At 40.6% G+C, this 21,501-nt stretch carries 17 protein-coding genes and 3 tRNA genes; 10 read left to right on the forward strand and 10 right to left on the reverse strand.

Annotated features, from left to right (window positions below):
- Positions 1 to 31 precede the first annotated feature (31 nt).
- From V7O61_RS09760 to V7O61_RS09800, 9 genes are all read left to right on the forward strand, one after another.
- Positions 32 to 841 carry a V4R domain-containing protein gene (locus tag V7O61_RS09760; protein WP_407281947.1) on the forward strand — a complete coding sequence of 270 codons (810 nt, stop codon included), beginning with the start codon at positions 32 to 34 and terminating at the stop codon, positions 839 to 841.
- The gene (locus V7O61_RS09765) at positions 838 to 2,856 is read left to right on the forward strand and encodes a glycoside hydrolase family 15 protein (RefSeq protein ID WP_407281946.1); all 2,019 of its coding nucleotides are present in this window, start codon (positions 838 to 840) and stop codon (positions 2,854 to 2,856) included. The genes V7O61_RS09760 and V7O61_RS09765 overlap by 4 nt, the downstream gene beginning before the upstream one ends.
- Entirely contained in the window at positions 2,834 to 4,777 is a 1,944-nt protein-coding gene (locus tag V7O61_RS09770; RefSeq protein WP_407281945.1) for an amylo-alpha-1,6-glucosidase, read from the forward strand. The genes V7O61_RS09765 and V7O61_RS09770 overlap by 23 nt, the downstream gene beginning before the upstream one ends.
- A gap of 104 nt (positions 4,778 to 4,881) precedes the next feature.
- Positions 4,882 to 6,048 (forward strand): glycosyltransferase family 4 protein, encoded by a 1,167-nt coding sequence (locus V7O61_RS09775; protein ID WP_407281944.1) that lies wholly within the window; start codon positions 4,882 to 4,884, stop codon positions 6,046 to 6,048.
- A 12-nt stretch (positions 6,049 to 6,060) separates the two neighbouring features.
- On the forward strand, positions 6,061 to 6,273 hold the full coding sequence (locus tag V7O61_RS09780; protein WP_023846187.1) for a winged helix-turn-helix domain-containing protein: 213 nt from the start codon (positions 6,061 to 6,063) through the stop codon (positions 6,271 to 6,273).
- A gap of 212 nt (positions 6,274 to 6,485) precedes the next feature.
- The gene (locus V7O61_RS09785; protein ID WP_407283408.1) at positions 6,486 to 9,104 is read left to right on the forward strand and encodes an S-layer protein domain-containing protein; all 2,619 of its coding nucleotides are present in this window, start codon (positions 6,486 to 6,488) and stop codon (positions 9,102 to 9,104) included.
- A gap of 261 nt (positions 9,105 to 9,365) precedes the next feature.
- A complete protein-coding gene (locus V7O61_RS09790) occupies positions 9,366 to 9,989 on the forward strand; it encodes a MotA/TolQ/ExbB proton channel family protein (protein WP_023846185.1) in 624 nt (207 codons plus the stop codon).
- Positions 9,986 to 10,348, forward strand: a complete 363-nt coding sequence (locus V7O61_RS09795) for a DUF2149 domain-containing protein (RefSeq protein ID WP_023846184.1) — start codon at positions 9,986 to 9,988, stop codon at positions 10,346 to 10,348. The genes V7O61_RS09790 and V7O61_RS09795 overlap by 4 nt, the downstream gene beginning before the upstream one ends.
- 286 nt (positions 10,349 to 10,634) lie before the next feature.
- Positions 10,635 to 10,985 carry a zinc ribbon domain-containing protein gene (locus V7O61_RS09800; protein ID WP_023846183.1) on the forward strand — a complete coding sequence of 117 codons (351 nt, stop codon included), beginning with the start codon at positions 10,635 to 10,637 and terminating at the stop codon, positions 10,983 to 10,985.
- A 58-nt stretch (positions 10,986 to 11,043) separates the two neighbouring features.
- Here V7O61_RS09800 and V7O61_RS09805 read toward each other — a convergent pair whose 3' ends face one another.
- From V7O61_RS09805 to V7O61_RS09850, 10 genes are all read right to left on the reverse strand, one after another.
- A complete protein-coding gene (locus V7O61_RS09805; protein ID WP_407283407.1) occupies positions 11,044 to 12,348 on the reverse strand; it encodes an APC family permease in 1,305 nt (434 codons plus the stop codon).
- A gap of 110 nt (positions 12,349 to 12,458) precedes the next feature.
- Complete coding sequence (locus V7O61_RS09810; RefSeq protein WP_407281943.1) at positions 12,459 to 14,183, reverse strand: alpha-amylase family glycosyl hydrolase; 1,725 nt, start codon at positions 14,181 to 14,183, stop codon at positions 12,459 to 12,461.
- 76 nt (positions 14,184 to 14,259) lie between these two features.
- Entirely contained in the window at positions 14,260 to 14,688 is a 429-nt protein-coding gene (locus V7O61_RS09815) for an EVE domain-containing protein (RefSeq protein ID WP_407281941.1), read from the reverse strand.
- A gap of 30 nt (positions 14,689 to 14,718) precedes the next feature.
- Positions 14,719 to 14,943 (reverse strand): DUF2892 domain-containing protein, encoded by a 225-nt coding sequence (locus V7O61_RS09820; protein ID WP_023846179.1) that lies wholly within the window; start codon positions 14,941 to 14,943, stop codon positions 14,719 to 14,721.
- A gap of 112 nt (positions 14,944 to 15,055) precedes the next feature.
- The gene (locus V7O61_RS09825) at positions 15,056 to 16,474 is read right to left on the reverse strand and encodes a sodium/glutamate symporter (RefSeq protein ID WP_288067952.1); all 1,419 of its coding nucleotides are present in this window, start codon (positions 16,472 to 16,474) and stop codon (positions 15,056 to 15,058) included.
- A 142-nt stretch (positions 16,475 to 16,616) separates the two neighbouring features.
- Positions 16,617 to 17,987, reverse strand: a complete 1,371-nt coding sequence (locus V7O61_RS09830; protein ID WP_407281940.1) for an MATE family efflux transporter — start codon at positions 17,985 to 17,987, stop codon at positions 16,617 to 16,619.
- A 320-nt stretch (positions 17,988 to 18,307) separates the two neighbouring features.
- Positions 18,308 to 18,379 (reverse strand) — tRNA-Gly (locus V7O61_RS09835).
- A 13-nt stretch (positions 18,380 to 18,392) separates the two neighbouring features.
- Positions 18,393 to 18,465, reverse strand: a tRNA-Phe gene (locus V7O61_RS09840).
- 63 nt (positions 18,466 to 18,528) lie between these two features.
- A tRNA-Val gene (locus V7O61_RS09845) sits at positions 18,529 to 18,605 on the reverse strand.
- A gap of 321 nt (positions 18,606 to 18,926) precedes the next feature.
- Positions 18,927 to 19,337 carry a hypothetical protein gene (locus V7O61_RS09850; protein ID WP_407347381.1) on the reverse strand — a complete coding sequence of 137 codons (411 nt, stop codon included), beginning with the start codon at positions 19,335 to 19,337 and terminating at the stop codon, positions 18,927 to 18,929.
- A gap of 216 nt (positions 19,338 to 19,553) precedes the next feature.
- On the opposite strand from V7O61_RS09850, the gene lonB reads away from it, so the two are divergent.
- Positions 19,554 to 21,455: an ATP-dependent protease LonB gene (gene lonB, locus V7O61_RS09855; protein ID WP_288070825.1), complete on the forward strand. Its 1,902-nt coding sequence runs from the start codon at positions 19,554 to 19,556 to the stop codon at positions 21,453 to 21,455.
- The last annotated feature ends 46 nt before the right edge of the window (positions 21,456 to 21,501 follow it).

The following is a 21,501-nucleotide window of genomic DNA, read 5'->3' on the forward strand; positions in this document are numbered from 1 at the left end:
GTAATGTCATATAATTCTCTGGAGTTTATGTATGGTAAGAGATCTTTACATGTTCTCGAGAGTGAATGAGAAAGCGGACGTAGTCTGGTTCAAAATTGCCTATGAGAACACATTGCATTCTGAAGCGGATATAACTTCTTTTTTTGCTGAGAAAGAACTTGATATTAGATTTGCCTACCTTGATAGTTCGGAAGATCCGACAAAGGGCAAGTATGTTATGTTCACTGAAGCTGAAAAAGGAAGAGATATAGACAGTATTGCACAAGAACTTGAAAATATGGATGTAGTGCTCTCGGTCAAATGGGGCTATTCAAAAAATAGAGCCATCCAGTCAGTGGATTTTCCCCTGCAATTGCTGAGTAAAAGAGCAGTCATTATCAGGGCAAAGACTTTTGTTGACATTATCAACATCATGAATGAACAGGTACCCCAATCTGAGGGACTGCTTACCATGATAGGAATTCGAAACGGTTCCGGAGCTGCCAGATACATGCAGGAGATGACAGAGATGAATGATGACAACTTCCTTGATCTTCTGGGAGAATTATTCATGGCTGCAGGCTGGGGAAAAATTGACCATGAAATCAATATTTCCGAACTTACCGGAACTGTGAGGATGACAGATTCTTTCCTTGCAGATGAATTTGGGGACAGTGATGTCCCTTCATGCATATACATCAGTGCATTCCTTGCAGGATACATATCAGAATGCCTGAAAAAAACAGTACAGGTAAGAGAATCCAGATGTAAAAGCATGGGTGATGAAATCTGCGAGCATGTAATATCTCCTGCTCCGGCGGGGGTTAAAATAGAGCACGTACTCAGGGGAGAGTCACATTGATCCGGCAACCTAACGCAATCCTCGGAAATGAAAAACTGCTGGTCACCGTAGGTAAAAAAGGAGAGATATTTGGTTTTTATTATCCGGGAAAAGATTTTGCCCAGCATGTGGAAGAGTCCCAGGCGTGTATACATGATGGAAATCAATTAATATGGTCCAATTCCCGGGAATGGGTCTCTGAGCAGAAATACATAGAGAACACCAATATTGTGACCACTGAAATGAAAAATTCAAACGGGCTGCAAATGGATATTACTGATTTTGTACATCCCCGGTTATCGGTTCTTGTCAGGAAATATAAAATTACTTCCCAGAGAGGCTTACATGGGAAATTCTTCTACTATTCTAATCTCCAGGTAGGGGAAATGAAAAAGAAGAACTCTGCATTCTGTGATTATGATTCCGGAATTCTGGCCCAATACTGGAAAAGTCATTATGTTGGAATTAGTTCAGAACCTTTGTTTAAGGAATGGCAGATTGGAAAAGCCATGGACACAATATGGTGGACAAATGCAAAGTATGACATGGAAGATGGAGAACTCCAGAGGAACAACGAAGACATAGGCAACCTTAATTGTGCTGTGGGATGGGATCTGAATATTGAACCAGGAAGAACTGCTGAGTTTACAGTTTTCATTGGCGGAGCCTCAAGAAGACCAACTTTATACAGGAAGATGAGAGAGGTACAAAAAGAGAATTTTGCAGACATCTATAACGAAACCCAGGAGAAGTGGATTAAATGGCTTTCAAAAAAAGTAATCCCTGAACTTCCTGACTATCTTGGTTTTGAAAAATTCAAACTCGAACTTCAAATGGCATTTAACCGTTCACTACTCACATTAAGCATTCTCAATGATCCCGCAAGAGGTTCTTTTGTAGCATCCCCTGAATTTGATCATGAATTTGAAATGAGCGGGGGTTATGGTTACTGCTGGAACAGGGACAGTGCGGAGATTGTCACTTCCCTGCTGGAATCAGGATATCCTGAATACTGTTCCCTCTTTTTTAAGTGGTGCAAAGCAACACAGATGCATGATGGTTCATGGTTCCAGCGTTACTGGCTGGACGGGAATAAAGCACCTTCGTGGGGAAATTTCAGTTTTTCAACTCAAATAGACGAGACAGGCAGCACCATATTTGCAATGGACAGATACTACCGCACACTCCATCATCCCATAAAAGAAGAGTTTCTGGACAGTGTATGGGCTACCGTGTTAAATGCTGCTGAATACCTTATGAGAAGAACTGCTGACGGAGTTCATGACCCATGCATTTGCCTCTGGGAATCACATTCAGGTATTTTTACCTATACTAATGCTGCAATTTATGCAGGACTTCTTAGCGCTGCCAACATGGCAATGGATTATAATGAAAACGGTCTTGCGGAAAGGTGGACAGAAAGAGCTGAATTCATCAAGAAAACTACAATTGAAAGATTCTGGCTTGATGAAGGCTACTTTGCCAGAGGAATTACCAACGGACAGCTTGACACTGCAATCGATGCAAGTATAATAGGTACTTTTGTTCCTTTCGGAATGCTCTCACCTGAAATTCGGCAGGAGAAGAAAATGATAGAATCCATCATGGAGAACATAGAGAAGTACCTCCGAGTTCCCGTTAGCGATCATTTTGGCATCAAGAGATATGTTAATGACAATTACATTGAAGGAAATCCCTGGATAGTTACAACTCTCTGGCTTTCAAAAGCAATGCTTGAAATGGCATATATTATTGATCCCGACTCAGGAGAAGTCGAGAACAAAGAACACCGGAAATACACTCATGGTGCGCTCAAGTATATCCAATGGTCCCTTAAAGGAACAACAAGTGCCGGAATGCTGCCGGAACAGGTCAACAAGTACTCTGGTCGTCCGGCGTGGGCAATCCCACTTTGCTGGAGCTGCGCACTTATGCTTGATAATATTCTCCTGCTTGATAAGATAGAAAAGAAACTCAATAGCTCTAAAGAGATAGATAATACCGGACTTACACATGATGTTTTCAGATTATCATGAAGGAACAGCAAAGGAATGGCTAATTACCAACGGCCTTGGTGGATATGCATCTTCCACTGTGATAGGGACAAATACACGAAAGTACCACGGACTACTGGTCGCTTCCATGAATCCACCGGTAGAGAGAGTTGTTCTGCTATCATCCCTTGATGAAGAATTATATACTGAAGATGGTGTTCACAAACTAGCTGTTCACAGGTATCCTGGCACGATTTATCCGAATGGGAATGAGTACCTGAAAAGCTTTAGTGTGAAAACTATGCCGGATTTTCTTTACAATGCCGGCGGACTGACAATCAGAAAACGTATTCTGATGCTAAATGGTGAGAATACTACAATTGTGAAATATGAGATTGAAAATCCTGAAAAAAAGCAGGCTTTTTTTAAAATACTTCCTCTGGTTAACAGCAGGTCAATCCATCACCTCACCAAGGCTTCTGATATCTTCTTTACTCAGGAATCTGAAAAAAACAATACATTAATTAAGACTTCGAATCTGCAATTTGGCCTTGTATCAGATTTGCAATACCTGGCAGATGAACACTGGTATTATGATTTTGAATATGGAGTTGAGATTTCAAGGGGATATCCTTACCACGAAGATAATTTTAATCCCGGTTATTTTGAACTCGAAATTAATGAGAAACATTGCTCATGTTTTGTGATTGCAAGTACAGAATCCGCAGAAAGCCTGAAAAAAACAGACCTGCAGACAATTGAGGAATTGATAAGCAAGGAAGAAAAAAGGATTCGGGACATTGCAAATAAAGGTGAGAACGACAGCTTTTTGCAAAAACTGCTGATTGCAGGCGACTCTTTTATTGTTAACAGGAAAAGCACAGGTGCAAGATCCATTATTGCAGGTTATCACTGGTTCGGCGACTGGGGAAGAGATACCATGATATCATTGCCCGGCCTGACACTTGTGACCGGACGCTTTGATGATGCAAAGTCTATACTCTCTACTTTTTCGTCCAATTGCAGACGCGGGCTTATACCTAATCTTTTCCCTGAAAATCCTGCCGATTCACCTGTTTACAACACCGTAGATGCTTCTTTGTGGTTTGTTCATGCTGCTGGAAAATATCTGGATTATACCGGGGATCTTGAATTTATCGGGAAAATCTGGCCGACTATAATGGAGATTATTGATAATTACCGCAACGGTACAGACTATGAAATCAGGATGGATGATGACGGACTGATAGAACATTCAGGCCAGCTCACATGGATGGATGCAAAAATCGGCAACTGGGAAGTTACTCCAAGAAAAGGGAAGGCCTGCGAGATTAATGCACTCTGGTATAACGCACTTGTCTATGCTGCAGAAATGGGAGAGAAACTTGGCAGGGATGTATCAGGTCTTAGAACAACTGCTGGAATCACGGCTGAAAGTTTCAGGGAGAAATTCCATTATATTGAAAAGAACTGTCTTTACGACTGCATTTCAGGTCATGGTGAGAACTGGAAAGATGCTTCCATAAGACCAAATCAGGTTTTTGCTGTTTCCCTTACACATACAATGCTTCCGTATGAACTTGAAAAAGGAATTGTGGATATAGTTACTGAAGAACTGCTTACTCCTTTTGGACTGAGGACACTGTCACCTGCTGACAGCAGGTATACTGGTTTTTACCGGGGAACTACTGAAGAGAGGGATGCAGCTTACCATAATGGAACTGTCTGGCCGTGGTTACTTGGACCTTATATTACAGCATATGCAAGAGTCTACAAAGACAGGACTGAGACTAAGGATAAACTTCGGGATTTGCTCAGAGATATTGAGGAACACCAGGATGAGGCCTGTATTGGTGGAATATCTGAGGTGTTTGATGGTAACTGGCCTCATAAACCCAATGGATGTGTTTCACAGGCCTGGAGTGTGGCTGAAATCATACGTTGTTATGTCGAGTCTATATAGAACTAAATATATTGTGTATTGACTTCCATACGCAATGTTTAAGAGAGTTTAAATTCATTTTAATACGTAATTTTGGGTTTTATTACAAAAAGTGTGTGGGAATTATGGAAACAATGAGAATTGCTATGTTCTCATGGGAGAGTCTCCATTCGGCAAAAGTCGGAGGCCTGGCACCCCATGTGACAGAGTTATCAGAGCAGCTTGCTAAATTAGGACATGAAGTGCACATCTTTACACGCAGTGCCTGGTACCGGGACTACGATGAAATAAATGGTGTTCATTACCAGAGATGCCGTTTTGACGAATCAGGAGATATACTGACTCAGATGAACAATATGTGTGATGCCATGTTTGAGCGTTTTGTCCGGGTTTCAAAGGAGTTCGGAGATTTTGATGTAATCCACGGCCATGACTGGCATCCTGTAAATGTGTTAAACCGCATTAAGTATGAGCTTGGAAAACCGTATGTAATGACATATCATAGCACTGAATGGGGAAGAAATGGAAATTCCCATGTAAACTCTCCGACAGCCAATGATGTTTCCCACAGGGAATGGCAGGGGGGGTTTGATAGCTCACAGGTAATCATTACTTCTGATAATTTCAAAAGGGAAGTTCAGGATCTTTATAGCATACCTGACTACAAGATTTCAATTATTCCAAATGGCATTTCCCCCGGGAAAATGGAAAAAGAGGTTGATGCCGGCTCTGTAAAAAAGGATTATGGCATACATCCTTACGCACCTGTGATACTTTTCACCGGCAGGATGCACTACCAGAAAGGACCGGATATGCTGGTCAGAGCCATTCCAAAAGTGCTTGACGGAAACAACTGGGGAGCTCACTTCGTATTCATTGGAGAAGGGGAAATGAGACCATATTGCCAGGATCTTGCAAACGATCTGAACATAGGTAATTCATGCCATTTCCTGGGCTATTCACCGGATGATGTTCTCAAAGACTGGACTAATGCATGTGACATGACATGTGTCCCAAGCAGAAACGAACCCTTCGGAATTGTGGTCCTTGAATCCTGGGATGCAACAAAAGCAGTTGTTGCAACCGATGCAGTAAAAATAGTTGATAATTTCCAGAATGGAGTCCTGAGTTACAGGAACCCCGACTCAATTGCATGGGGAATTAATTACGCCCTTGATGGCCTGGATTCACGAACACCCAGCATGGGTTCAAACGGAAAGAAACTTGTGAAAACTAAATTCAGCTGGGATACTATTGCAAGAAACACGGTTGACGTTTATAGCAAAATATAATGAAGTGATATCATGGACGAAATGTGTTTAAGTATAGGTGAGGCAGCAGGTTGTGTTTACAAGCTGCTGGAGAACGGAGAATCCAATATGGCAAACCTGAAAAGCCACCTCAAGGAAAATGGATATGACCAGCAAATGACATTTATGGCTATTGGCTGGCTTTCAAGAGAAGACAAGATTTGCATGGCCAAGAATGGAAATTCATGGTCTTTAAAATTAAAATAGTCTCAATAAACAGACTCTTTTATCACCTGAGGTACAGGAATCCTCAGGCTATCTTTTTTCGTAGACATATTACATAGTCCCATATATTTATATATATTTTTGTATTTAATGCCGCAGTAATAAATTGATAAATGTTACGGAGTAATTTGATATAGGTAAAACTCAATAAATTATATACCTTATTAAAAAACAGAATTAGGGGGAATTATATGATGAAAATGGAAAATAAATCAGTAAAGAGCTTAGCTTTTAAGCCTATGTTATTGCTGGTTGCAGTGGTTTTATTAACAAGCACTGCAGTGGCAGCAAATAACAGCACAGGAAACAGAATATGGGATGCAGATGAAAATCTCTCCCTTGAATATACATGGACAGCACTAACTTATTCAGGATTCTACTATGACCTTGACTCAGGTGTCGGGTCAGAAACACTCACCATCACACTTGACAGCGATAGTGACAGAAGCATTGGAGATGGTGACCTTGAATATGCAACAACCCCTATTGACACTGAATTTGAACAGGATGACTGGGGTTCATACCAGGTTATCGGATTTATGGCAGAGAGATACTTTGCAGGCTACACCGATGACACTGAATTTGCAGATGACAGTGTCAGCCTTATATCAGACGGAATTCTAGCAAAGGTACTGCTTGACGATGATGATGAAGTTTCACTTTATTCAGGATCCTCACTCATACTTGAAGAAGGATATGAGCTTGAAGTTGTTGAAGTCGATCTTAATGGTGACAGTGTCATGGTAACACTCTCACAGGACGGAGACGAAATTGATACAAGTATTGTATCTGCAGATGACGATTATGTATATGAGAAGGAAATTGGCACTGATGATGAAGTTCCAATAATTGCAGTACACTTTAACAACATTTTCCAGGGTACCGAAACAAACGCAGTGTTTGTTGAGGGAGTTTTCCAGATATCTGAAGACTATGTGGAAATCGAATCAGGAGATTCTTTTGGAAAGATGGAAGTCCAGACCTTAAGTTCTGACGAGATAACGATGGAGAACTCTGATGGTATTTCACTAGGAAGAGGGGACACAGTCACCATAATGGGTAAACTGAAATTCATTGTTGCAGACGACAATACCCTGAGATTTGGACCTGTACTTGATATGTCCGACCCGGGAACCTATGAACTCAGGGGTACAGTGGCAGAGGATGAAGAACTTACATGGACTCCACTGAACTTTGAAGGTTTCTACTACAACATTGATGAAGGCGTTGGAACCGAATCCCTTGAGATCAAAGACCTTGGTGGAAGGACAATAGATGATGGTGACCTTGTTTACAGGAGTGTACCACTTGACGTAAGTTTTGAGCATGATGACTGGGGAGACTTCCAGGTCGTCGGTTTCATGGCAGAGAAATATTTTGCCGGATATCCTGACAATGAGTTTACCGATGATGTAAGCCTGCTTTCCGATGGTAAGCTCTCAAAAGTACTCATTGACGATGACAGTCAGACCTCACTTTATTCCGGCTCTTCATTGATACTGGAAGAAGGATATGAGCTTGCTGTTGTGGAAGTTGATACCAATGGTGATAGTGTAATGATAAATCTCCTGCAGGACGGAGATGAAGTTGACACCGGAATTGTATCTTCTGATGATGATTACGTCTATGAGAAAGACATTGGTTCTGTAGATGATGTACCAATCATTGTTATTCACTTTGATGAGATATTCCAGGGTACCGAAACAAATGCGGTATTTATTGAAGGTATCTTCCAGATATCAGAAGACCTTGTAGAAGTAGAAGATAACGAGAAATTCGGTGAGATGGAAGTTACAAGTTTCTCATCAGATGAGATTGTCCTGAAGAACGAAGATTCGATTACACTCTCAAGAGGAAACATCATCGATATCATGGGAGATATCGCATTCAACGTAGCAGATTCAGGTGATGTACGCTACTATCCTTTCGTGGAAGTTTCCACAGAACCAACAGAATCTCTTTCCATTGAAATCGAATCTGTGATGGAAGAAGATGAAGAAATAGAGATAGAAGTTACATCCAGAGGTGCTGCAGTAAGTGGTGCTACCGTAATGTTTGGTGACGATGAAGCTGGAACTACAGGAACTGACGGAACAATTTCTTACACTCCTGGAACTGCAGGTACCTTTACAGTTACTGCTGAAAAGGACGGATATGTTTCCGCCAGTGAAAAGGTTGAGGTAATCTCTTCGGATGATGCTACAAGGAAGCTAATTATTGAGGTTTCACCTGAGAGTGTCGTAGAAGAAGACAGCATCACAATAACAGTTATGACTGCAATTGGCGGTGACGCCATTGAGGATGTACAGGTCTACTATGATAACAATCTCATTGGAAGCACTGGTGCAGACGGTACTCTTAGCTACACAGTGAAGGAGGCAGGAATGCACAAACTTGAAACTTCAGCCTCCAGTTATCTTGATGCAGAACTGAATCTTGAGGTTCTTGCCCTGGAAGCAAAGTTCACATACTCAAATCTTCAGGTAAGCCCGATACTTGTGAAGACAGGTGAAGATGTCACTGTAACTGTGGATGTAACAAACACAGGAACAGCAACAGGTGACAAGAATGTTGAGCTTATGATCAATGGAACAACTGTAGATTCACAGAGTGTCTCACTTGATGCAGGAGAATCAACTTCTTTGACATTTACAGTCTCTGAAGAGGAAGCTGGAACCTATGAAGTTCAGGTTGGCAGTTCTACAGCAAGTTTTGATGTTGAAAAGAGTTCCATTCCAGGACCTGGGATTCTTGTATCTGTAATGGCATTCATTGCTGTTGCAATGCTAATACGCAGGAAAGAAAACAAATAAGCAAAGAACTTAAACTTGAAGTCAGGTTAAATTTGTACCTGCTTTTTGCAGGTACTCCCTTTTTTATATTTTTATAATTTTTACTCACTGGATTTCATATTTTTTAAGGATCCTGTTATTCGAAAACTGTATAATCAAATTGCATACCCTTTTTAGTAAATATTAATCATTTTTTATACAGACAGAGAAACTTAAGTAATTGGGTATTTATATAGTCTGATAACGCTAGGCTCTAAAACAGGATTTAAAGAAGGCATCAAAATGGACATCACTTCCTACATCTTCGATATACTCTACATATTCTCTTCAACACTTTTGTACCCGGTGATAATAACACTGATACTGCTTGCTGTTTATTCACTGATACTCATTGGAGAGTTTGTTTCAGAATTGCTGAAACGAAAACGCGATACAGAAAAACTTGAACTCTGCTGCAGCAGTACTCGTAAACATATGCTTAGTAAAGATTACGAAAAAGCTGCAAGTTCTCTCAGACTCATCAAACAAAATTTCCTTGTGAAAAGCTTTGCATTAAGTGCTGCTTATCATATAGAAAAAGGAAATCTCCTGTCACTTGAGTGGATAGTCCAGGAATACGAAATAAAGATGGCAAAAAGACTGGAACAGACCAGAATTGTTGCAACGATATCACCAATGGTAGGACTCATGGGAACCCTGATTCCGCTTGGACCGGCACTTATAGGCCTTTCACAGGGAAACATCGAGGAACTGGCCAACAACCTGATGATAGCATTCGCAACAACTGTTATCGGACTTTTTGCAGGCAGTATCGGATATGTGCTCACACAGATCAGGAAAAGATGGTATTGGCAGGATATGGCAGATATTGATTACATTCTTGACACCCTGGAGGCTAAAGAGTGAGACGCAGCAGAAATGATCGCAGAAAGCAGATCTATGAGGATGAGGAACAAAATCCTCTCACAGGTGTTGCAAATCTTTTTGACATTGCAATGGTATTTTCTGTTGCACTTCTGGTGGCGCTTGTGATGTCCTATCAGCTTCCGGAACTTTTGAGTCCTACAGAAAACATAACCATTGTTAAAAATCCAGGGGAAAAGAACATGGAAATGATAATTAAAGAAGCAGGTGAACCAGTCCAGGTGCTTGATATGAGCGAGAACAAAGGAACTGGAACCGGAGAATACCTTGGTTCTGCTTACAGGTTGCCGGATGGTACCATTGTATATGTTCCAAATGATGGAAATTCAACTGGTGTCTGAAACATGAGGGAACATTGCTTTCTTTAATTACCGAATGATTTTGAAAACTAAAATCAATATATTTGATACAAAATCACAAAAATGCAGCTTTATGAAATTGTATAAAAATTAAAGTACAAATTCAATCATCTTTTTTTATTCCTGATACTTTTCAATCATTTTTTCAAGACTATTTCTTTTTTGTGCAATATTTACATATTTGCATATAAACACCATTACATATTTACCAGATAAAAATACAAATAAAGAAGAGTTAAATAAACCAGTGTGAGGAGTAATTGTGGATATGAATTCAACAAAAATGAACTCAATGGATATGAAATCCATGGACATGGAAGATATGGAAAATATGGATATGATGGACATGGAAAACATGAATTTGTGCCAGAGCTGCGGAATGCCAATGAAAGAACATATGGACTTTGGAACCAATGAAGATGGTTCTATGAATAATACCTATTGTACCCATTGTTATCAGAAAGGAGATTTCACTGAGCCTGATATGTGCATGGATGACATGATCAACAAATGCACACACATGATGACTGAAATGGAAAAGATGTCTGAAAAAGATGCAAAAGAAATGAATATGAGATTAATTCCCACGCTTAAGAGGTGGATGATGGGAAAAATGTAAATGTGACTTTTTGAAAGTCAGCTTGTTCTTATACTTCTTTTTTATCACAAAACTCGTCCTAATTTGATTCAGATGTACCATTTGACTTAAGGAACCATTTTTCAGCTATATACAGAAAAATCATTATTGTGAATGCGAGTGCAATTAGCATACTATCAGATGATGCCTTGAACAGAACCAGTGAACATAGTACAATGGAATCAAGGAATATTGCTATACTTATTATCAGGGAATTTGCTTTAACATCCTTACGCAAATTACGCAAAATACCCCATTGCAGAATTATGTCCATTACAAGATAGAAAATAGCTCCCAGAGAGGCTATACGACTAAGATCAAGGAATATTGTCAGAATAATAGCAATCACTATTGTATAGACCAGAGTATGTTGCTGGACGGTCCCCGGCATACCAAAATGACTGTGTGGAACAAGTTCCATTTCTGTTAGCATTGCAAGCATCCTTGAGACTGCAAAAACACTGGCAATAATACCGGAAACAGTAGCAATTATGGCTAATAACACGGTAAACCACAGGCCAAAGCTGCCAAAGACAGGTCTTGCTGCTTCTGCAAGTGCAAAATCTCTTGCCTGTGATATTTCAGCAATACTAAGGCTTCCTGAAACCGCAAGTGAAACTAAAAGATAAAGTATTGTGCATATTAAAAGAGATATAATTATTGCCCTTCCCACATTTTTATGCGGTTCCTCTACTTCAGAACCACTGTTGGTAATGGTCGTAAACCCTTTATAAGCAAGAACGGAAAGTGCAATTGCTGCCAGAAATCCCATTGGAGAAAAGGCCGACACATCTGCTGACGTTTGTGAAAAGGAAAAATCTGCAATCCACAGACCGACTATTCCAAAAACAGCAATTCCCCCTATTTTGATTAAAGCCATGCTAAATGATATTTTTTCAATGACATCATTGCCTGAAATGTTAACAATAAATGCAAAAACCAATAGAATGACACCTAAAACAGGAATTAAAAAACTTCCTTGCTGAATATCAAACAACTGTAACGTATATGTACCAAAAGTACGTGCAACAAGACTTTCGTTGATAACCATGGAAAATGCCATGAGTAGCGCACTAAAGCCTGTAATCACGGTTTTACCATAGGCTTTTTTCAAATACATTGCAATCCCTCCGGCAGAAGGATAGGCATTTGATGTTTTAATGTAAGCATACGAGCTAAATGCTGCAACAACCGCGCCAATTACAAATGCTGCGGGAAAACATTGCCCTGCAAGTTCAGCAACCTGTCCCAGAAGTGCAAATATACCTGCGCCTATCATAACGCCTGTTCCAAGTGAAACTGCGCCTGTCAGCGTTAAACTCCCAGATTTATATTGACCCAATATATTCCCCGCTTACTAAAAGCTGATTGAAACTACTTGTATGTTTTCATAAATAAAACTGGTAAAGCTTGCTGATTTATAATTTAAACTGTATTTGTCCTACGATTTCTGCCTTATTTTAGAACAAGCATGGAATAAGCATCAAGCTCTACTTTTACAAACATTGTTTCACCTGACTGTTCAATTATGAATTGCTGTCCGGGACAAAGCAAATTAGTCATTTTCTGGCCTTTTCTGTGAAGATTGCTATCTATGATTATGCAATTTTCCCCTGATTCTGAATCAAGGTTCATGACAGTGAGAATCTCAATTGTATCAAGTATCCGTGAATAAGCCAGTATGCTTTTTCCTGAGGATGGATAATAAAAATCTGTGCCGTTTTCTGAAACTTGTCTGAAATACTGCCTACCATATCTGAGTGCAGGTTCTGACATTCTTATCCCTGCAACTTCTGATATCGCGCAATAGATCGGATTTTCAGGATTAAAGAAATGATATCCTTGTGTTCCAAATGCTCCCCAACTACCACCGAACATACACTCACGGATATATGCATCATCATCCCCACCACCATTGAATCCCTGTTCTGTCCCATAATATATGCATGGAATGCCCTGACTTGTCAGTAGGTAAGATATTGCAAGAACAACTTGCTGATGAATGCTGTTTCCATGCATGAAACGCCTGTATGGTCTTATCATCTGATCATGATTATCAACAAATGTCACAAAATAACGACCTGCTTCACCGTGGTCTGTATAATTGTTCCTGAAAGCTTCATACCTGCTCCTGAGCACTTCAGGATTACTGAAGCCCTTAATAACTTCCTCAAGCACAAAATAAAGGGGAAAGTCAAGAGCTGCATCCAGAGACGGGAAACGCTCGTTGGTTCCCGGAATACGACTGTTGCGGCCTATATATTTCTGTATTGTTGCGTCATCGCCTACTATTTCCCCGAAAATGAAGAAATTATGCTTGCCGATAGACTTGGCATATTCCTTTATTGCATTACAGAAGATGGCTGTGGAACTGGATTCCAGGTGTTTCACCGTATCCATTCTGAAACCATCTATGTCGGTTTCTTTTATCCAGTACTTGTAGACCTTAATTAGAGTATCAAGGACATCCGACCTGCGCACATCCAGTTCCTTCAACGTGAAGAAATCTCCATTAACTGCCTGTTCGTTGTCGTTCCAGTCAGTAATCTGGCCTCTTCTCTTATAGTATTCAGAATTCTGAAATTCCAGCGGCCAGACAGCATCATTCTCACCGATACTATCTTTTGAACCTGATTCTTTAGAAAAAGCACGCCATTTTCCAAAATCAAAAGGACCTGGGGCATCTTTCCAGTAATAATAAGGATTATCTCCGGGATATTCCCAGTTGTCTCCCGTATGATTGATTATAATGTCCTGAATTACATACATGCCCCGACTATGGGCTTCTTTTACGAGTTCCTGAAAGTCTTCAAGAGTTCCGAATCTTTCGTCCACTTTCAGGAAATCCTGTATTCCATATCCATGGTAGCTTTCATCCATTTCCTGGCGGTTTCTGAATACAGGACTGAGCCAGACTGCATTTGCACCAAGAACTCTGATATAATCAAGTCTTCTGGTTATACCTTTAATGTTACCGCCCTGGAACTTTTTACCTTCTGAAATATCAGGTTCTCCTGACTCAGATAAGTGGTTGCAAAGCTCTATAGCCTCTTCATTATTGTCAAACCTGTCCACAAGTAAAAAATAAATAAACACATCTCTCCAGTCGGAAGGAGAAGGAAAAACATCATTTTGGATATCAAAATTTATGTCTTTAACAGATTGGATATTTTCTCCCATATGAATCCCTTTTAATTATTGTAACACAAAGATAATAATTATTTGTACCCTATGCAAAAGTTAAAATCATATAAAATCAGCCACGCATTTCAGAACAGATAAGCAAGAAGTCATCTCTGGAAACAGAGCGAAAACCATTTCTGAGAAAAAGACCCCAGCGGGATTTATTTTTGATAAAATCCAATTGAGGCAACAATGGTTTGATATCAGTTTCATGGACATCATGCAGGTATTGAACCTCACGCCTATATGGTTTGAAAGTATCAGAAAGCTTCACCTGAAATACATTCTCCCCGGTAACCTTTGCAATTGCCACAAATTTCTGATATGGTTTGGTATCGCCATATATCCTTTTTGGAGAATAGTATGCTATCCAGTCACCTACATTCATCTTTTCCAGAGGGGAACTCCTGCCGTGAGAAGCCTGAGTGAAGCCTTCCTGAATTCCTGCAAAGACATGATTCCGGGATGCAACTATGAGCCAGTAGCCGGTGTTATCTTGCATACCTGTATTCCAAATACAATATAACGAAGATCACTTTCGTGCTGTGCTGAAACCTATCAACGAATAAGGAAGACAATGCCTGGTTATTGAGGAAAAAAGACCTACCAGCGCAACTATGGCTAATATCCATTGCAAAATACCCGGTTCGACAAAGTCCATTGCAAGGATTATTATTGCTATGGTACCAAAAAGTGCCCTGATAAGGAGGTCAAAGCCACCTACATTTTCCTGAAATAATAGTTCATTCATATCCATATTTACACTCCCATTTAAACAGAAAAGAAACGTTGGTTCTGTCCTGTTTATCTTAAGTTTGTCAAAGATAAGATAAAACTTTGACCCCGAAAAGAAAATAGCGAGAACATTTTCATTTTCTGCCAAAATAAAAAATCCCGATTGAACTCCAGAAAATCATAACAATAATCGCCAGTGCAAGCATTGGAAGAGGACCGAAGTAGAATATTAGGGGAACAGAAGCAGCAGTGAAGATGCCGCCGCCTACAATTGGCTCGAATAAAAGTTGTTTGTATCCGAAACCTTCCATTGCAGGAGATGTGTTTGCAGGATCTGCAATTCTCATGAGCAAAAGACCACTTGCAGTCATTCCCATTGATTGTCCGAAGTTACCAATACCTCTTTCAAACCAGTAGGAAGGAATCATTTTAGGACCGAGAAACAGGAAAGCTACCAGATTCCATACAATTCCCACGGTAGCAAGGATAAGAAATGGTACCAGATTGCTTCCTATAACTGCAAGGGAAAGTGTGGCTATTGCACTGGTTATCAGAATGTCAAGTGACAGCCCCTGTATTCGCATCATGAGATTCCTGTCAAGTGTATGATACCTATCAAAACGTTCAAGAAGGAACTGTAGAATAATGCCACCGATCATAGCCATTGGAAAAAGCGGGATATGGGAAAACAGGTAAATGCCCGTTGACTGACCCCAGAGTAGATCTTCTGCAATTATCAACAGATGCAGAATAATATAGCCAATTCCTACAGCAATCCCTACATATCCAAAGTGAAGAGACAGCGGTTCTATGGATTCAGGTCTTGTTGTTATTTTTCCGGCTGATTCCCTTGAGTCAAAATCGATTATTCCTGTCTGGTAATTCTCATTAAGAAATATGTCTGAAGACTTATTCAGAACCGCTGTTTTATTTGTCCGTATTCCATAGTTCAGAAGGAGAATACCAAGTATAACCCCAAAAAGTATACCAATTGTTGCAAGTCCAAGTGCCAGATCTGAAGCATCCGTGAATCCGAATTCTTCGTAGGTAGCGGCCATACCTGCTGCAGTACCGTGACCACCTTCAAATGATATCTCAATCAGAGCTCCTGCTGTAGGGTCTATTCCAAAGAAGGGAGTCAGGATAAGAATCGTTACAAGTATGCCGAAAACATATTGACCCCATGCAATGGTCTGTCCGTGAGCAATCTGTGGTCCTGCAAGCAACCATATGTTCTTTAGAGAAGGTATTTTCTTTCCAAGGAAAAGTGTTGCAAATATAAGATTGATAAAAATTCCTGGTAAAGAGGACCATATATCAATCATTTCCTGAGGAAATAAGCCACCTGAAAGAAATGTCCCGTAATAACCTGTTGATGTGGCTATTTTACCAAGCACTTCTGATCCCAGAAATAGTGCAAGAAAACCTCCTATGAGGGAACTGGGAATGAAAAGTTTCTGAAGAGGAGGAGAAATGACTCTTATCCACTTTCCAAGTAAAAGTATAACTCCAAGTATAAGAAAGCTTATTCCAACCATTGAAGCTGATGACATTAACAAGAGTCACCTAAATTTCCCTGAAATAATAGTTCATTCACATCCATATTTTCACTCCCTGTATTGATCAGGAGAGGAATTATTTAAGTGTATGTCTTTGAATTATTGAGATATTCAAAAAAAACAACTTGTTAAACTCTCAGCTTTCACCTTGTGGTACTGATACCACGAGTTTACTAACTTCCTTTTTCATAAGAATAACAGCTACAACGAATCCGAGAAAGTCGGATATTGGAAATGATACCCATATTCCTGTCAGGCCCATGTACAATGGAAAGATGAATACAAGAGGTGGCAGGAAGAAAATCTGTCTTGAGAGAGTGATCATCAGTGAGCCTTTTGACTTGCCAAGGGACTGAAGCAGAGCCATTGCCACAACCTGAGTACCTATGAATGGCATCATGAGGAAACTTATTTTTATTGCTGGCACTCCTACGTCTATCAATCCGGCATCAGTGCTGAAAACGCGGAAAATCTGCTCAGGGATTAGGAATACAACAATGACACTCAGTATACACATTCCAAAAACAATATAGTTAGAGATTGAAACGGTTTCCCGTACCCTCTCTAAATTACCGGCACCGTAATTGAAACCAAAAATAGGCTGGATGCCATGCTTTATTCCTATTATAGGCATCAGCGTTAACATAAAGACCTTGATGATGATGCCGAATACTGCAATGGCCATATCTCCTCCATATACGAGGAGACTCTGGTTCAGGAGAATGAAAACCAGACTTTCAACTGAGTTGAAAATAAATTCTGACATGCCTATGCTCACGGTCTCCCAGGAAAGAGCAAGATCAGGCACCATATATGCAAGCCTGAATGGAATCAGGCTGATATTGCTTGTATAATAGTGAAGTACCAATACACAGCCAACTATCTGTGATATTACCGTGGCCACCGCAGCTCCCATTATTCCCATGTTGAACTCAAAGATAAAAAGTGGATCAAGTATAATATTCACAATACTGGAGATCAGCATGATTGACATTGCAAACTTTGCGTGTCCTTCGGCTCTTATGGTATTGCTCAATGCTGCGGAGAATGCAAAGAATATTGTCCCCATGAGTATGTACTTCGTGTACTCCCGTGCAAAAGGAAGTATGCTCTCCGATGCTCCGAATACTTTCAGTACAGGATCAATGAATACCAATCCTAAAATAGTGAATATCACACTGGAAATTATTACCAGTATTACCATATTCCCGAGAGCCTTCTCGGCTTTTTTATGGTCGCCCATACCAAGAGCTCGTGATATGATCGAGGCTCCTCCAATACCTAATCCCATGGAAATACCCATCATGAGCATCTGTACCGGGAATGCAACAGAAATACCTGCAATTCCAAGGGAACTATCTGCTCCAAGTCCTCTTCCAACGAAAATTGTGTCCACAAGATTGTAAAATGCCTGCACGAGCAACCCCACAATCGCAGGGGTTGACATTCTGTAAATAAGCTTTTTTATATTCTCGTTGGCAAGCATATCAGACCTTTCGTTTATCATGCAAAGGACACCCAGATAATAAACTATTCAGAAAAGACCGGTCAAATTTGTCAATAATGGTTGTCAATAATGGTCATTGAACAAAATACCATATCAGTCCAAGTAAAACTCCTATAAGTACCCAAAATTTGAACATGCTAAAACCACATGAACCACCACAGCAACATGAATTGCACTTTGCATCTGTTTTTTCTTTTGACATTGAATATCACATCCTCAGAAATTGACTTATCTGGTGATCAGCTTTTTATCAAGGTGAAAGTAAAGAACTTATCGATACTATACTTTAATGGATACTGAGTGAATAAGAAAAAAGTCAGTACACCAGCCGGGATTCGAACCCGGGTTCGAGCGTTGGCAACGCCCGGTGATAACCGCTACACTACTGGTGTGCTTTTGCTTAGGTGCCCAGACCCGGACTTGAACCGGGGACAACTGCCTCTTCAGGGCAGCGCTCTCCCAACTGAGCTACCTGGGCATCATGACCCGAAGCACCTAAATGCTGCTTTTACATTTAAACTTAACTGTTGCAAAACTGTCTTGGTGGGCCCGCGGAGAGTCGAACTCCGGACCTCCGCCATGTCAAGGCGACGTCATAACCAGCTAGACCACGAGCCCATTATGCAGTTTGCGAATATCTGTAAACACCTTACTGCTTTCTAGCACTTTAGTGCTATTATCGCACGCCTTGGCGCTTATCAGCACCCCTCATAATGCATAATAGATAATAAACCTTTTGGGTAAACGGATAGAATACATGAGCCTGTATATAAAGAAAAGTCTCCATAACCCGTACCTGAAACACTTCAAATTACTGAAAACACTTGTGACAATCTCATGAAAAAAGAGAGATTTGGAGCAAATCTGCATCCGACACGGACAAAAAAGATATTGCTTTCGATATTATATGGCAACATGAGGGTAAAGGTTTTTCGCACATCAAACATAATAGAATGTAGGTTCTGTGGAGCTGGCATCCATGAAACTTTGCGAGGATCCATCTGGGAAAACCATTGTCAGCATATCTACGGTTCCATTCAGATCATGTGCATCATAAAGATAATATTCGTCATTCTTACGTGAAACATCCTTTACAAATACTACAGCATTGTTTCGGCCAATCTCCAGCACCTCAAAATTCTCAAAATCATAAAATAAATTCTCAATTGCCGGCTCCAGATTGTGTGTGCCCAGAAGAGATATGTATATACTTGAGAACATATCCATGTCATAAGAAACAGTTATTACCACATCAGTGCCCTGAAATCTCATTGAGAACTGGTTGAAATGGAGATATTCCTCTCCATTAGATATCAGGTCATTACTGGCCGAAAACCAAAATAAGGACATGATAAGTACTATTATCAGAAATGCTGTGAGCTTCATAATATCAGGTCCGGAGCAACAAAGGAAGGCATAATTTCTTATATTCTGATGCCACTATAATCATATTAACTTTACTCACAAATTAAATATAATAACTTTGACCTGCATAATTATAAAAACCGTCAAGTATATATTTTGTACGTACTACTGTGAACAAACCACAAAACTTGCGAGAAGACTATGGAAAAAGAGACTACTGATTCTAGTGAAGAGATTGAGCTGTACGAGGACAATTTCGAAACCACAGACTCCATAGATGTTCCGGAACTTTTAATAGACCAGATAATCGGTCAGGAACATGCGGTGGAGGTGGTAAAAAAAGCAGCAAGCCAGCGAAGGCACGTTATGATGATAGGAAGTCCGGGAACGGGCAAGTCCCTGCTTTCAAAGGCGATGGCTGAACTACTTCCAAAGGAAGAACTACAGGATATACTCGCATACCCTAATCCTGAAGATAACAATAATCCGAAAATACGTTCTGTACCTGCCGGAAAAGGTAGGGAGATCGTAATGGCACACAAACTGGAAGCACAGAAAAAGGCCCAGTCACGTAATATGCTGATGATGATTCTGGTATTCGGTATCATTATCTATTCATTCTACGTTGGCCAGCTCCTGTGGGGTATTATTGCAGCAATAATGATATTGCTCCTTACGCGCCAGTTCATGCCAAAAGAAGAAATGATGATTCCAAAGCTCATTGTTTCAAACTACCAGAAAGAGCACGCACCATTCCTTGATGCAACAGGAACACACGCAGGTGCGCTTCTTGGTGATGTAAGACATGACCCATTCCAGTCAGGTGGTCTTGAAACACCTGCTCACGACAGGGTAGAGAGCGGTGACATTCATAAATCACACAAGGGTGTGCTGTTCATTGATGAGATTAACACTCTCAGCCTTGAATCACAGCAGAGCCTGCTTACAGCACTCCAGGAAAAGGAATATCCAATTACCGGACAGTCCGAAAGAAGTTCAGGTGCTCTTGTCAAGACAGAACCTGTACCATGTGACTTTATCATGGTGGCAGCAGGTAATCTTGACGCAATGGAAAAGATGCATCCTGCACTCAGATCCCGTATAAAGGGTTACGGATACGAACTGTTTATGAGGGAATCCATGGAAGATAATCCTGATAACCGCAAGACCCTTGTCAGATTCGTGGCACAGGAAGTCATGAGAGACGGTCATATTCCGCCGTTTGATCAGACTGCTGTGGATGAAGTTATCCGCGAAGCACAGAGAAGGGCTGGCAGAAAAGGACATCTCACACTGAAACTTCGTGACCTTGGTGGTCTTGTGAGAGTTGCAGGTGACATTGCCCACTCAGAGGATGCCCCTGTTGCTACTGCAAAGCATGTGCTTGCTGCAAAGAAGATGGCAAGGTCCATCGAACAGCAGCTTGCTGACAGTTATCTTGAGCGCAAGAATGACTATCAGCTTTTCAAGAAGATGGGAAGTGCTGTTGGAAGAGTTAACGGTCTTGCTGTAATGGGAGGAGATTCAGGAATCGTACTGCCAATTATGGCAGGAGTGGCTCCATCACTCTCTAACTCAGAAGGTAAGGTCATTGCAACAGGTATGCTCAAGGATATTGCAAAGGAAGCTGTACAGAATGTGTCCGCTGTAATCAAGAATGTGACAGGTAAGGACATAATCAACCATGACATCCACATCCAGTTCATTGGAACTTATGAAGGTGTGGAAGGTGACAGTGCATCCATATCCATTGCCACTGCTGTCATATCAGCCCTTGAAAATATTCCTATTGACCAGTCTGTAGCTATGACAGGTTCACTTTCCGTAAGAGGAGATGTACTTCCTATCGGCGGTGCAACCTATAAGATAGAAGCAGCAGCAAGAGCAGGCATAAAGAAAGTAATTATTCCAAAATCCAACGAGGATGACGTACTTATTGAAGATGCTTACAAGGATCAGATAGAGATAGTTCCTGTAACCAACATTGTGGAGGTTATAGAACACAGTCTCGTAGGTCCTGAAAAGGAAAGAATCCTTGAGAAACTTAAGAGTATCAGCAGCCTCAAGACAGGTACCGAAATGCCTGAAGTAGTCCCTGTGTGAGCAGGGGCTGTTACTCATTTATTTAAATTTTTGTTTCATTCATAAT

The sequence above is a fragment of the Methanolobus sp. WCC1 genome, assembly GCF_045690315.1.
GTDB classification, from domain to species: domain Archaea; phylum Halobacteriota; class Methanosarcinia; order Methanosarcinales; family Methanosarcinaceae; genus Methanolobus; species Methanolobus tindarius.